At 66.8% G+C, this 12,461-nt stretch carries 13 protein-coding genes; 4 read left to right on the forward strand and 9 right to left on the reverse strand.

The window, feature by feature from the left end; all coding sequences use genetic code 11:
• Positions 1–25 precede the first annotated feature (25 nt).
• Both eda and edd read right to left on the reverse strand, forming a co-directional pair.
• Complete coding sequence (eda, locus tag ATO11_RS02330) at positions 26–658, reverse strand: bifunctional 4-hydroxy-2-oxoglutarate aldolase/2-dehydro-3-deoxy-phosphogluconate aldolase (RefSeq protein WP_050529197.1); 633 nt, start codon at positions 656–658, stop codon at positions 26–28.
• Positions 659–693: 35 nt separating this feature from the next.
• Complete coding sequence (edd, locus tag ATO11_RS02335; RefSeq protein ID WP_050529198.1) at positions 694–2,499, reverse strand: phosphogluconate dehydratase; 1,806 nt, start codon at positions 2,497–2,499, stop codon at positions 694–696.
• A gap of 289 nt (positions 2,500–2,788) precedes the next feature.
• Between edd and ATO11_RS22015 the strand changes: the two genes are divergently transcribed.
• Genes ATO11_RS22015 through ATO11_RS02350 form a run of 3 tightly spaced genes read left to right on the forward strand, consistent with a single transcriptional unit; the run spans position 2,789 to position 5,026 of the window.
• Positions 2,789–3,250 (forward strand): DUF6778 family protein, encoded by a 462-nt coding sequence (locus ATO11_RS22015; protein WP_165586917.1) that lies wholly within the window; start codon positions 2,789–2,791, stop codon positions 3,248–3,250.
• A 40-nt stretch (positions 3,251–3,290) separates the two neighbouring features.
• Complete coding sequence (locus ATO11_RS02345; RefSeq protein ID WP_050529200.1) at positions 3,291–4,487, forward strand: RSP_2647 family RNA methyltransferase; 1,197 nt, start codon at positions 3,291–3,293, stop codon at positions 4,485–4,487.
• Entirely contained in the window at positions 4,484–5,026 is a 543-nt protein-coding gene (locus ATO11_RS02350) for an RSP_2648 family PIN domain-containing protein (RefSeq protein ID WP_050529201.1), read from the forward strand. Before ATO11_RS02345 ends, ATO11_RS02350 begins: the two co-directional genes overlap by 4 nt.
• Positions 5,027–5,444: 418 nt before the next feature.
• Here the strand turns inward: ATO11_RS02350 and ATO11_RS02355 are convergent, their stop codons facing one another.
• The 7 genes from ATO11_RS02355 to ATO11_RS02380 form a co-directional block, all read right to left on the reverse strand.
• Positions 5,445–6,128, reverse strand: coding sequence for a M48 family metalloprotease (locus ATO11_RS02355; protein ID WP_050529202.1), 684 nt, complete (start codon positions 6,126–6,128; stop codon positions 5,445–5,447).
• A gap of 58 nt (positions 6,129–6,186) precedes the next feature.
• The gene (locus ATO11_RS02360; protein ID WP_050529203.1) at positions 6,187–7,338 is read right to left on the reverse strand and encodes a M24 family metallopeptidase; all 1,152 of its coding nucleotides are present in this window, start codon (positions 7,336–7,338) and stop codon (positions 6,187–6,189) included.
• Complete coding sequence (locus ATO11_RS02365) at positions 7,335–8,519, reverse strand: vWA domain-containing protein (protein WP_050529204.1); 1,185 nt, start codon at positions 8,517–8,519, stop codon at positions 7,335–7,337. The genes ATO11_RS02360 and ATO11_RS02365 overlap by 4 nt, the downstream gene beginning before the upstream one ends.
• A 240-nt stretch (positions 8,520–8,759) precedes the next feature.
• The gene (locus ATO11_RS22020) at positions 8,760–8,930 is read right to left on the reverse strand and encodes a hypothetical protein (RefSeq protein WP_165586918.1); all 171 of its coding nucleotides are present in this window, start codon (positions 8,928–8,930) and stop codon (positions 8,760–8,762) included.
• Positions 8,931–8,944: 14 nt separating this feature from the next.
• Positions 8,945–10,318 carry a DUF2927 domain-containing protein gene (locus ATO11_RS02370; RefSeq protein WP_050529205.1) on the reverse strand — a complete coding sequence of 458 codons (1,374 nt, stop codon included), beginning with the start codon at positions 10,316–10,318 and terminating at the stop codon, positions 8,945–8,947.
• Complete coding sequence (locus ATO11_RS02375) at positions 10,319–10,774, reverse strand: GNAT family N-acetyltransferase (RefSeq protein WP_050529206.1); 456 nt, start codon at positions 10,772–10,774, stop codon at positions 10,319–10,321. It abuts the gene before it with no gap.
• Between the two features lie 222 nt (positions 10,775–10,996).
• A complete protein-coding gene (locus tag ATO11_RS02380) occupies positions 10,997–11,836 on the reverse strand; it encodes an AAA family ATPase (protein ID WP_050529421.1) in 840 nt (279 codons plus the stop codon).
• A 191-nt stretch (positions 11,837–12,027) separates the two neighbouring features.
• Here ATO11_RS02380 and dksA point away from each other — a divergent pair, with 191 nt between their 5' ends.
• Positions 12,028–12,450 carry an RNA polymerase-binding protein DksA gene (dksA, locus tag ATO11_RS02385; protein WP_050529422.1) on the forward strand — a complete coding sequence of 141 codons (423 nt, stop codon included), beginning with the start codon at positions 12,028–12,030 and terminating at the stop codon, positions 12,448–12,450.
• Positions 12,451–12,461: the final 11 nt, after the last annotated feature.

Below are 12,461 nucleotides of genomic sequence, written 5' to 3' on the forward strand. Positions count from 1 at the left end.
CCGACCTACACGATGCGCGGCGGCGTCAGGCGCGGGCCTCGCGGGCCAGCGCCTCGATCCCGGCCCAGTCGCCTGCCGCGACCTTGTCCCTGGGCGCGACCCAGCTTCCGCCGACGCAAACCACGTTCGGAAGCGCGAGGTAATCGCCCTTGTTCGCGGGCGTCACGCCGCCGGTTGGGCAGAAGGTGACTTGCGGGATCGGCGCGCCGATGGCTTTCAGCGCCGCCGCTCCGCCTGCCGCCTCGGCGGGGAAGAACTTCTGCACCGAAAAACCACGCTCCAGAAGCTGCATCGCCTCGCTGGCCGTGGCGGCACCGGGCAAGAGCGGCAGGCCCTCGGCCTCGCAGGCATCCAGCAGCCGGTCGGTCGCGCCCGGTGACACGCCGAAGGTCGCGCCCGCGGCCTTGGCCGCGCGCACGTCGTCGGGCGTCAGCAGCGTCCCGGCTCCGACGACACCGCCCGGCACCTCGGCCATGGCCGCGATCACGTCGAGCGCGGCGGGCGTGCGCAGGGTGACTTCAAGCGCGGGCAGGCCACCCGCCACCAGCGCCTCGGCCAGGGGCCGCGCCTTGGCGGGATCCTCGATCACCAGGACCGGGATCACCGGTGCCATCCGGCAGATTTCCATCGTCTGGGTGCTGGCTTCCAACGGGGTCATGGGGCGGTCCTTCTGCTCGTTTATCCGTGTCGCGGTCAGACGACGACACCGGCTCCGGTATCGGCCATCCCGGCGTTCCGGCGGAACACTTCGAACATTTCCCGGCCCAAGCCAAGCGCATTCGCGCCCAGGTCCTCGGTGACCGGGCGTCGGTCGTCGAAACCGGGCTCAAGACAGTCCAGCGTCCCGGTGGTGGCGTCCACCCGCACCCTGTCCCCGTCCCGCAGCTTGGCGATGGGACCGCCCTTGGCCGCTTCGGGCGCGACGTGGATCGCCGCGGGCACCTTGCCCGAGGCACCCGACATGCGCCCGTCGGTCACCAGCGCCACCTTCAGCCCGCGATCCAGCAGCACCGACAGCGTGGGCGTCAGCGAATGCAGTTCGGGCATCCCGTTGGCCGCCGGGCCCTGGAACCGGACGACCACCACCGTGTCCTCGGTGAACGCGCCCGCGCGGAACGCGTCCTTGACGGCCTCCTGATCGTGGAAGATGCGCACCGGTGCCTCGATCACGCGCAGGTCCTCGGCCACGGCAGACACCTTGATGATCCCGCGCCCCAGATTGCCGTCAAGCGACGACACGCCGCCGGTCTTCTGGAACGGGTCCGTCGCGGGGCGCACGATCCTGTCGTTGAGGCTTTCGGTCGGGCCGGGAACATAGGTGACGCGGTCGCCGTCAAGCCGTGGTTCCTGTGTATACGCCTCCATCCCGTCGCCGATGATGGTCGCGGCGTCTTCATGCAGCAGCCCCGCCTTCAGCAGCCCGCCGATGATATAGCCAAGCCCGCCCGCAGCGTGGAAATGGTTCACGTCGGCCATGCCGTTGGGATAGACGCGCGCCATCAGCGGCACGACGCTGGAGATGTCGGCGAAATCCTCCAGCCGCAACTCGACCCCCGCCGCGCGGGCCATCGCGGGCAGGTGCAGGACAAGGTTCGTCGACCCGCCGGTCGCCATCAGCCCCGCGATCCCGTTCACGAAGGCGCGCTCGTCCAATATCACGCCCGCCGGGCGATAGGCATTGCCAAGCGCCGTGATCTCCAGCGCGCGTTCGGTGCCCGCCACGGTCAGCGCATCGCGCAAGGGGGTGCCGGGATTGACGAAGGAGGCGCCGGGCAGGTGCAGCCCCATGAACTCCATCAGCATCTGGTTGGAATTCGCGGTGCCATAGAAGGTGCAGGTGCCGGGCGAGTGGTAACTCGCCATCTCTGCCGCCATCAGCTCGGCCCGGTCGCATTCGCCCTTGGCGAACTTCTTGCGCACCGCCTGCTTTTCGTCGTTCGACAGGCCCGAGGGCATCGGCCCTGCGGGCAGGAACACCGCCGGGATGTGCCCGAAGGTCGCCGCCGCGATGATGAGCCCCGGCACGATCTTGTCGCAGACGCCAAGGTAAAGTGCGGCGTCGAACGTGTTGTGGCTGAGCGCCACGCCCGCCGCCAGCGCGATCACGTCGCGGGAGAACAGCGACAGCTCCATCCCCGGCTGGCCCTGCGTGACCCCGTCGCACATCGCCGGCACGCCGCCTGCGACCTGCGCAGTTGCACCCTGTGCCCGCGCGGTTGCCTTGATGAGATCGGGGAAATCCTTGAACGGCTGATGTGCCGACAGCATGTCGTTATAGGCCGTCACGATCCCGAGGTTCGGGGCGCGCTCTTCCAGCAGCCGCGCCTGGTCGCCGCCCATCGACGCATAGGCATGGGCCTGGTTGCCGCAACTCAGATGCGCGCGGCGCACGCCTGCCTCCTGTGCGGCTTCGATCTTGGCGAGGTAGGCGCTGCGGCTGTCAGCAGACCGTTCGCGGATGCGGTCGGTCACGCGGGCGATGGTGGCGTCGAGGGGCATGGGGCAGGCTCCGGCTTTGGTCCTGAGGTGGTCAAACGCGATGATAGCGCTAACAGTTGCCTGCCACCTACGCCACGCCACGCATCAATGCAAGCCGGCAGGCGCGTGTCGCACTGTCGCGGGCGATTGATGCAGGATCGGGGACCAATCGCGGGGCAGGGCGCCGATTGGCACCGATTTCGCAACTTTACCTGCAGATTGCCTCAATATTTGCACGTTTCCCGGCGACACTCTGTTTCAACCGTCGCACCAATCAAGCAGGCGGATCCGAGGAAAGGGCAGAGCAATGATGAGCAAATGGATGCGCGCCGGGGCCGTGGCTGCCTTTGCGCTTCTGACAACCGGGGCCGAGGCGCAGACGTCGCTTGGCACCGCCTATGGCATGACGCAACAGGCCATGGTGCAAAGCCGCGTGACGGCACACCTGCCGCATAGCCAGATGCAGGTGGCGGGCCTGTTCGAGGATAGCCTCGACCGGGTCTTGCCGCTGTGGAAGGTGTCGCGGCCGGTGCGGCTGGACGTGACGGTGCTGCGGTTTCCGGACACCACGACCAACGTGAAACGTCCGCAAACCATCGCGTTTCGCCTGCAACCGGTCGATCCCCATACCGGGCGGCTGGTGGGGGCATCGCGCACGGTGCGCATGAAGCTGCGGGCAGGCCAGCAGCTGAACCTCGACCGGCGCACGCTGGTGCACTGGATCGCGGGGCGCATCATCGACGAACTCGACACGATGGGCGCGCGGCTCTAACCGGCTTTCCAACCACGCCGGGCGCGATTATCAGGGGCCCATGACGGCCCCGACCTATCCCGCCCTGCGCCTGCGACCCAAGGCAAACGCCCGCGCCATCCGCCATGGGTATCCTTGGGTCTACCAGAACGAACTGGTGCTGGACCGCCGGGCGCGCAAGATCGCGCCGGGCGGTTTCGCCGTTCTGGAAGACGATGCGCGCCGCCCGCTGGGCGTGGTCGCCGTGAATACCGATTCCAAGATTTCCGGGCGCATGCTCGACCGGTCCGCGACCGCCGTGATCGACCGGGCATGGATGGCGGAGCGGTTCCGCGCGGCACTGGCCCTGCGCGAAAGGCTGTTCGATGCGCCCTTCTACCGCCTCGTCCATGCCGAGGCCGACGGGTTGCCCGGCGTGGTGGTCGACCGGTTCGGCGATACCTGCATCATCCAGCCCAACGCGGCCTGGGCCGAGGTGCAGATCGAGGCGCTGACCGCCGCGTTGGCCGAGGTCACGGGCGTGGCCACGATCCTCAAGAACGCGGGCGGGCGGACCCGCGCGCTGGAAGGGCTCGATGACGAACCGGCCGTGCTCTTGGGCACCGCGCCCGACGCGCCGGTGCCGGTGCCGATGAACGGGGCGACCTACATGGCGGACCTGACCGGCGGGCAAAAGACCGGCCTGTTCTATGACCAGCGCCCCAACCACGCCTTCGCCGCCTCTGTCGCGCGGGGCGCGCGGGTGCTGGACGTGTTCAGCCATGTGGGCGGGTTCGGGCTGGCCTGCCTTGCGGGCGGCGCCGCCAGCGCGCTCGCCGTCGATGCCAGCGGTCCCGCTTTGCAATTGTCGCGCGACGGGGCAGAGGCCTCGGGCGTGGCCGACCGGTTCGGCACCCGCAAGGGCGATGCCTTCACCGTGCTGGAACAACTGGGGACCGAGGGCGAAACCTTCGACGTCGTGATCTGTGATCCGCCCGCCTTTGCGCCGACCAAGGCCGCGCTCGATGCGGGGTTGCGGGCCTATGAACGCGTCGCGCGCCTTGCCGCGCCGCTGGTCGCGCCCGGCGGCGTGCTGGGGCTGTGCTCCTGTTCCCACGCTGCCGACCTGTCGGCGTTCCGCGCGACCTCCGCGCGCGGGATCGGGCGGGCCGGGCGGCAGGGACGGATCATCCATCAGGGGTTTGCCGGGCCGGACCATCCGGTCCTGCCGCAGCTGGCCGAAACCGGCTATCTCAAGGCGCTGTTCTTCGCGCTATGAAGCTCGTCCTCGACACCTGCGTGCTTTACCCGACCGTGATGCGGCAGGTTCTGCTGGGCGTGGCGGCGACGGGGGCGTTCACACCGCTCTGGTCCGCGCGGATCCTCGAGGAATGGCGCCGCGCGGCGGTCAAGCTGGGGCCTGCCGGCGTGGCGCAGGCGGAGGCCGAGATCGCGCTTACCTCCGCCGCGTGGCCCGACGCGCAGGTGACATGGGCGCCCTCGCTTGAATCGCGGTTGTGGTTGCCGGACGCGGCGGACGTGCACGTGCTGGCGGCGGCGGTGGCAAGTTCGGCGGACGGGATCGTGACGTTGAATGCCCGCGATTTCCCGCGTGGCGTTCTGGCCGAAGAGGGCCTGTCCCGCGTCGACCCCGACGCGCTTTTGATCGGCTGTTTCGAGGCGTCACCTGATCCCGTCCGCGCCGCTGCCGAAGCGGTTTTGGCCGACGCCAACCGCCTGTCGGGCCAGTCATGGGAGATGCGCCCGCTATTGAAAAAGGCCCGCCTTCCAAGGCTCGCTAAGGCGCTGGCTGCTTAGCGACCGGTTGATCCGTGTCACCGCGCGGATTCAAGGGCTTCAGCCCGCCGCGCATCGACGGGCCGCCCCCCGGCACGTCGATTTGGCTGATCTTGGTGCGTCGCTAAAGCAGCACACGGACTTGGCAGGCATTAACCGAGCAGCGGAACTGACTGTTCGACGCACCGCGGCCCGTCTGAACAGTTAGAACTGAGACTTTGCGCGGAATCAAGGCCGCAGGCCGCCGCGCATCCATGGCCCGGCAGTCGATTTTTCTGCGAAAAATCGATGAGAGGGGACGGGCCGCCCGCACGGCACGTCGATCTGGCTGGTCTTGGCGCATCGCTAAAGCAGCGCACGGACTTGGCAAACATAAACCGAGCAGCAGTGCCGTCGGATCGACGCACCGCGGCCCGTCTGCAAGGTCACGCAACTGCTTTCACGCGCCCCACTTCGCCTCCAGCGCCTCCAGCGCGGCAACCCGCTCCGCCGTCTTGGGATGGCTCATCAGCCACGCGGGTACCGCGCCCGCGCGCGACTGAGTCAGCGCCTCCAGCTTGGTAAACAGCGTCTTCTGCGGTTCGACCCCGAAACCGGCCTTGGTCATCAGTGCAGCGGCATAGGCATCCGCCTCGTATTCGTCACTCCGCGACATCCGCGCCGCCAGAAGCGAGGTCAAACCGTTCGCGATCCACACGCCGATGCCCGGAATGAACCGCGACAGGACCAGCGCAAGCGCCGTGCGCAGCGCGTTCTGGCCCGAGAAGTCGATCATCCGGCGCCGCGCATGTCCCAGCGCCACGTGGCCCAGTTCGTGGGCGATCACGCTCGCCATCTCCTCACCCGTGACCTCGCCCTGCTGGTACTTGCGATAGAACCCGCGCGTGATGAAGATCCGCCCGTCCGGCGCCGCCAGACCGTTCACCGGATCGATCTCGTAGATGAAAACACGGATGCGCGGCAGGTCGAGCGCCGCCGCCATCCGGTCCATCAGCCGCTTCAACCCGGCATCCGCCAGTTCGGTCGAGCGCTCGTCCAGCTCGCGTTTCGTCCGCCAGACCGAGAAGCGGTACATGACAAGGCCGTAAAGCACGGCCAGAAGGATCGGGGCGACTTTCAACATGTCCTGAATATGGGCGGCTTGCCATGCCACGACAAGCGCAACAGGGTGTCACAGGGGATCACGCGGTCAGCAGGTGTGTCCCGTGACGCGACAGCCGTTTCGGGCCGGTTTCTGTCACCTCGACCGAATGGCCAAGGGTCATGGCGCAGCCCATGGCGCTGTCCATCAGGATCATGTGCAGGAAAAACACCTGTCCCACCTGCATCGGCAGCGGGTTGCCCGCGTAGAACATCGGGAACTCGACCCAGATCGGGTTGTAGACGGCGCCCATGCCGTAGCCGCAGGCCTGCAGTCGCGCTTCCGCAAACCCGTGCGCATCGAACACCCGCGCATGCGCGTCATAGACATCCGACATCGGCGCACCGGGGCGGATCGCGGCCTCGCAGGCGGCGAGTGCCTCGTCACAGGCCGCGTGCATCCGTTTGTGCGTGTCGCTCGGTGTGCCGATCACGATCGTGCGCATCATCGCGGCGTGGTAGCGGCCGAAACTGCCGGACCATTCCAGCGTCAACTGGTCCTCCGCGTCCAGATGCCTGCGCCCGGCATAGGAGCGGCACAGAAGCGCGTTCGGCCCCGATCCGATCACCGTCTCGTTGCCCGCAGGCTCGCCTCCGCCCGACAGGATCGCCGATTGCATCGCGGCATGGATATCGCCCTCGAACGCGCCCGGTCCCGCCGTGGCCAGAGCCGCGTCGAGCGCATCGTCGGACAATTCCGCCGCGCGCCGGATCATTGCCAGCTCAGTGGGGGATTTGACGTGGCGCAGGGTGCGGATCAGGGACGAGGCCTCGACAAGGCCGGGGAGGGCGGCGGCGACCGCCTGGCCGTTCCAGTGAGTCAACCCGGCGGTCTGCGTCTCGATCCCCATGCGCGCGCCGGCAAGCCCGCGCATGCGGCACAGTTCGGCGAGGTCCTGCGCGGAGTTCGCGCCTTCGACCTCGCTCCACACATGGATCTGGTCGTCAGCGAGGACGGAGGTGTTCTGCGCCTGCCGCAGGTCGGGCAGGCGGGTCAGCAGGTCGATCCCGCCATCGGCGCGCAGCACCATGCACTGGAACATGGCAAAGCCGAACGTGTCATAGCCCGTCAGCCAGAACATGCTTTCCGGGGCGAAAACCAGCAGCGCGTCAAGCCCCGCCTCGCGCAAGGCCGCGCGGGCCCGCGCCTGCCGGTCGGCATATTCGGATCGCTCGAAAAGCGGCGGGGTCACCGGGTCAACTGCCGCATGCCGTCTTCAAGGCCCGACAGCGTCATCGGAACCATGCGGTCCTCGAAAAGGTCACGGATCATTCCGATCGACTGGGTATAGCCCCAGTGCCGTTCCGGCGTGGGGTTGATCCACAGGTGCGATGGCCACTGGTCGCGCGCGCGTTGCAGCCAGACCTGTCCGGCCTCGGCGTTCCAGTGCTCGTTCGCGCCGCCGGGATAGGCGATCTCGTAAGGTGACATCGACGCGTCGCCCACGAAGATGCATTTGTAATCCGACCCGTAGGTGCGCATCACCTCGTAGGTGGGCGTCTGTTCCTGCCAGCGCCGGCGGTTGTCGCGCCAGACGCCTTCGTAGAGGCAGTTGTGGAAATAGAAGACTTCGAGGTGCTTGAACTCGCTCCGCGCGGCGGAAAACAGCTCTTCCAGCACTTGCACGTGGGCGTCCATCGACCCGCCGATATCAAGGAATAACAAGACCTTCACGGCGTTGCGGCGTTCGGGGCGCGTCTGCACGTCGAGGTAGCCGTGTTCGGCGGTGGCGCGGATCGTGCCGTCGAGGTCCAACTCGTCCGCCGCCCCGTCGCGGGCCCATTTGCGCAGGCGTTTCAGCGCCACCTTGATGTTGCGCGTGCCCAGTTCGACATCGCCGTCGAGGTTGCGGAACTCGCGCTTGTCCCAGACCTTCACCGCGCGCTTGTGCCGCGATCCGTCCTGCCCGATGCGCACGCCTTCGGGGTTGTAGCCATAGGCGCCGAAGGGAGAGGTGCCGGCGGTGCCGACCCACTTGTTGCCGCCCTGGTGACGGCCCTTCTGCTCTTCGAGCCGCTTCTTCAGCGTCTCCATCAGCTTGTCGAACCCGCCCATCGCCTCGACCTCGGCCATTTCCTCGGGCGACAGCGTCTTCTCGGCGAGCTTCTTCAGCCATTCCTCGGGCAGGTCCACCGCCTGCACCATCTCCTCGAACGAGATCTTTTCAAGTCCCTGGAACATCTCGGCAAAGGCGCGGTCGAACTTGTCGAGGTTGCGCTCGTCCTTCACCATCGCGGCGCGGGCGAGGTAGTAGAAGGCATCGACGTCATAGGTCGCCAGCCCCGCATCCATCATGTCGAGGAAGGACAGGTACTCGCGCAGCGAGACGGGCACGCCGGTGCGGCGCAGGGTTTCGAAGAAGGGCACGAACATGGGGCGGGGTTTAGCACGCACCAGATCGGGAGGGAACGCGCCAAACCCGCGCGGAATCAAGGCCGCAGGCCGCCGCGCATCGACGGGCCGCCCCCCGGCACGTCGATATGGCAGGTCCTGGTGCTCCGCTTGGGCGGCGTGCGGACTTGGCGGGCATAAACCGTGAAGCGGACAGGCGGGATCGACGTACCGCGGCCCGTCTGCACCCGTCGGAACCAGGGCCCGACCCCGCGCGCCCTCTCAGCTGGCGATGCGGAAGATCGTGACCGAAAGGGTCAGCCCGATCAGCGCGAACAGGATGCCGAACCCGGCGGCGTATTGCAGGATGTCGACCAGCTTGCCCTTGCGCCGATAGGCTGTCAGCCCTCCCCAGATCGCGCCGAGGACAAGACCGGTCAGGGCAAAAGGCATGGGTGTGGCTCCGCTTACAACCTCGGGCGTTTCAGCGGGTTCAGCGCGCTGATCTCGCGCAGCTTGGACCGCACCGCCCATTCCGGGCCGAACCCGTAACGTGCCCAGCCCAGACTGTCCATACGGATCCTCTGCGCCTCGGACGCGCGGCCTTCAAGGTCCAGCGCCTCGGCCTGCAGCATCATCAGCGTCGCCAGAAGGGCGGCGTTTTCATGCCGCGCTGCGATCTGGATCGACGGCCCCAGCATTTCCAGCGCGGTGCGCGGCTCGTTGGACGAGATCGCGAAGGCGGCGAGTTGCGAGGTGACATAGGCGCGGTGCAGCGAGGTGTCGTTCGACCGCGCGTAGTACGCATTGGCCTTGCGGAACTCGGCCTCGGCAGCCTTGGGGTCGGACAGCTGGTTCAGGCGGCCCATCGCATAATGCGAGAAGGCGCGGCGGTGATCCTGCCACCCCATCGCGGCCGCGATCTGCAACGCCTCGGCCGCGGCGCGGCGGCGCTGCGCCGATTTCGCACCGGGGCCAAGCGCTGTCTGCACCGCCTCGATCCACAGGCGCGGCGTGCGTTCCAGCCGGTGCGAGGGACGGTTCGCGCCCTGCGGATTGATGCGGGCGAGGATGTCGCGGATCTTCAGCGCCGCCTCGCGCCGGGTCATGCCGTTGCGCAGCGCCGGGTCGTAATAGGCGCGCAGGATCAGCATGTCGAACCCGGTCAGAACCGTGTGCACGTTGTCGTCGTTGAAGACCGAATCCGGCAGGCGGTAGAGGTCGTTGAGCGGCCCCAGCGCCTGCGCCAGTTCCTCGTGCAGGCAGTCGCGCACCTCTTGCGGCGGCGCGTCATTGGGCACGAAGATCGCGATCTTCTCGCGCTTGCGCAGGCGCAGCCAGTTGACGGCAGGCGACCGGCGGGCGCGGCGATACTCGGCAAGGCTCGATACGTTCGGCACCACGAAACAGGCGGCCATCGGCAGGGCGCGGCGGATATCGGCGCGCGACACGCTTTCGATGGTGACGTTGGCGGGGCCCGTGGCGGTCTGGCTGATGTCGATCCGCGCCTCGGCCCGCAGACGGTGCAGCAGGCGGTTCAGGTCCGATTGCAGGTTCGAGGACGGCGCGCCGGTGACGCGCACGGTGATCGGTCCCTCGAACCGGGTAAAGACGGGGATGTCGCGGCCCGATTCCAGCTTGAAGCTGAGTTCGAGGAAATCGCGGGCGATATCGGTGTTCGACCGCTGTGCCGGGACGGGGCGCGGCACCGCGAAGGTCTTGATCGGGGGCAGGCCCGTCGCGGTTGTGGCCGCGCGGGAGGGAACCTCTGCCGGGGTCACGGGCATACATGCGCCCAGCAGCAGGTAGAGTGGCAGGATGAAACGACGGTACTGACGCATTCAGGCCCTCTGGTACTTTATGAACGGCGACAGCCGACCGATGCGGTCGTAAAGCTGGCGCGCGGTTTCGTTGAAGTCCTGAGTAAGCCAGTAGACGGACGGGGCGCGGTGGGTGTCGGCGGCGGCATAGACCGCCTCGATCAAGGCGCGGCCGGCGCCGGTGCCGCGTGCTTCGGGGGCGACGTACAGATCCTGAAGATAACAGACCTCTTCGATCTTCCACGCATGGCGATGGAAGAGATAGTGAACAAGTCCAATGACTTGGCCATCCACCTCGTACACCAGTGCGTTGAAGTCGCGGGGGTCCGATCCCAGGAGCCGATCGAAGGTGCTGTCATACACGGGCGCGTCCACCGCGCTTTCATAGAAAGCCAGGTAATCGGTCCAAAGCCGCGCCCAGACGTCCCGGTCCTCCCGGGTCAGGGCGCGCACTCTCCCAGTGCGTTCAGCGGTCATTTGCCTGCCATCTGCTCGTTATCAGGTGCCGCCCGTTTTCGGGTTCGACCCTGTTTTATTTGCGAGGACTATAGGGCATTTTTGCGGTTTCGTAACCAATGCCGCGCACAACCGCGAAACTGTTGCGTTTTCGCAAGTTTTCTCGCGCAGGTTGACGTGCTGGGGCGGCCCACGGAAAGGCACGCGCCTCATGGGCGCCACATTCCATGGCGGCGTTCGGCTTTAGCGGCCCGACCGCGCCATGAAAGCAAGCCGCTCGAACAGGTGCACGTCCTGTTCGTTCTTCAACAGCGCGCCGTGCAGGCGGGGCAGGGCGTTCGCGCCCGAGCGTTTGAGGTCCTCGGGTGCCAGATCCTCGGCCAGAAGCAGCTTCAGCCAGTCGAGCACCTCCGAGGTCGACGGCTTCTTCTTCAGCCCCGGCGTGTCGCGCACCTCGTAAAACTGCGTCAGCGCGGTGTTCAACAGGTCCGACTTGATGCCGGGGTGATGCACCTCGACGATCTTGCGCATCGTTTCGGTGTCGGGGAACTGGATGTAGTGGAAGAAGCAGCGGCGCAGGAAGGCGTCGGGCAACTCCTTTTCGTTGTTCGACGTGATGATGACGATGGGCCGCACCTTGGCGCGCACCGTCTCCCCTGTCTCGTAGACGTGGAACTCCATCCGGTCGAGCTCCTGCAACAGGTCGTTCGGAAACTCGATATCGGCCTTGTCGATCTCGTCGATCAGCAGCACCACGCGCTCATCGGCATCAAAGGCCTGCCACAGCTTGCCGCGGCGGATGTAATTCGACACGTCCTGCACCTTGGCATCGCCCAGCTGGCTGTCGCGCAGGCGGCTGACGGCGTCGTATTCGTAAAGACCCTGCTGCGCCTTGGTGGTGGACTTGATGTTCCACTCGATCATCTTCAGGCCCAGCCCCTCGGCCACCTGGCGGGCCAGTTCGGTCTTGCCGGTGCCCGGCTCTCCCTTGACCAGAAGCGGCCGTTCCAGCGTGACGGCGGCATTGACGGCAATGGTCAGGTCGTCGGTCGCAACATAGGCCTTGGTGCCTTCGAACTTCATCGCCATGTCCCCCGCAGGTCTCCAATTCGTGATGCGCCCGTGCGCGCCCCGCGCTCTGTGCCAGTGCGAATTGCTAGTGACAAGGGGCAGACTGTCCGGTAGGGAGGCGCCACGAGCAAGGGGACCCATGCCAAGTCCCTTGGAACAAGACCAGAATCGATGCTGTGACGACGCTGGACAAGGATACAACAATGAAGGCAGAAACGTTCCTTCCCGAGGATTACCGCCCGGCCGAGGACGAGCCGTTCATGAACGAACGCCAGGTGGAGTATTTCCGTCGGAAACTGCTCGCATGGAAAGCCGATCTGATGGATGAAAGCCGGGACACGATCCAGGGCCTTCAGGACGGCACCCGCAACATTCCCGACGTGGCCGACCGCGCCAGCGAAGAGACCGACCGCGCGCTGGAACTGCGCACCCGCGACCGCCAGCGCAAGCTGGTCGCCAAGATCGACGCCGCCCTGCGCCGCATCGACGAGGGCGAGTACGGGTATTGCGAGGTGACGGGTGAGCCGATCTCGCTGAAACGCCTCGATGCGCGCCCGATCGCCACGATGAGCCTCGAAGCGCAAGAGCGTCACGAGCGGCGCGAAAAGGTCCACCGCGACGACTGATCGTCCGGTAC

This window comes from Pseudaestuariivita atlantica (genome assembly GCF_001205715.1).
GTDB classification, from domain to species: Bacteria; Pseudomonadota; Alphaproteobacteria; order Rhodobacterales; family Rhodobacteraceae; genus Pseudaestuariivita; species Pseudaestuariivita atlantica.

Coding starts and splice junctions, on each gene's coding strand:
- ATO11_RS02350 (WP_050529201.1), top strand. CDS start 4,484: ATGAAGCTCGTCCTCGACACCTGCGTGCTTTACCCGACCGTGATGCGG.
- ATO11_RS02370 (WP_050529205.1), bottom strand. CDS start 10,318: ATGCGTCAGTACCGTCGTTTCATCCTGCCACTCTACCTGCTGCTGGGC.
- ATO11_RS02380 (WP_050529421.1), bottom strand. CDS start 11,836: ATGAAGTTCGAAGGCACCAAGGCCTATGTTGCGACCGACGACCTGACC.
- ATO11_RS02375 (WP_050529206.1), bottom strand. CDS start 10,774: ATGACCGCTGAACGCACTGGGAGAGTGCGCGCCCTGACCCGGGAGGAC.
- eda (WP_050529197.1), bottom strand. CDS start 658: ATGACCCCGTTGGAAGCCAGCACCCAGACGATGGAAATCTGCCGGATG.
- ATO11_RS22015 (WP_165586917.1), top strand. CDS start 2,789: ATGAGCAAATGGATGCGCGCCGGGGCCGTGGCTGCCTTTGCGCTTCTG.
- ATO11_RS02355 (WP_050529202.1), bottom strand. CDS start 6,128: ATGTTGAAAGTCGCCCCGATCCTTCTGGCCGTGCTTTACGGCCTTGTC.
- ATO11_RS02365 (WP_050529204.1), bottom strand. CDS start 8,519: ATGTTCGTGCCCTTCTTCGAAACCCTGCGCCGCACCGGCGTGCCCGTC.
- ATO11_RS02345 (WP_050529200.1), top strand. CDS start 3,291: ATGACGGCCCCGACCTATCCCGCCCTGCGCCTGCGACCCAAGGCAAAC.
- dksA (WP_050529422.1), top strand. CDS start 12,028: ATGAAGGCAGAAACGTTCCTTCCCGAGGATTACCGCCCGGCCGAGGAC.
- edd (WP_050529198.1), bottom strand. CDS start 2,499: ATGCCCCTCGACGCCACCATCGCCCGCGTGACCGACCGCATCCGCGAA.
- ATO11_RS22020 (WP_165586918.1), bottom strand. CDS start 8,930: ATGCCTTTTGCCCTGACCGGTCTTGTCCTCGGCGCGATCTGGGGAGGG.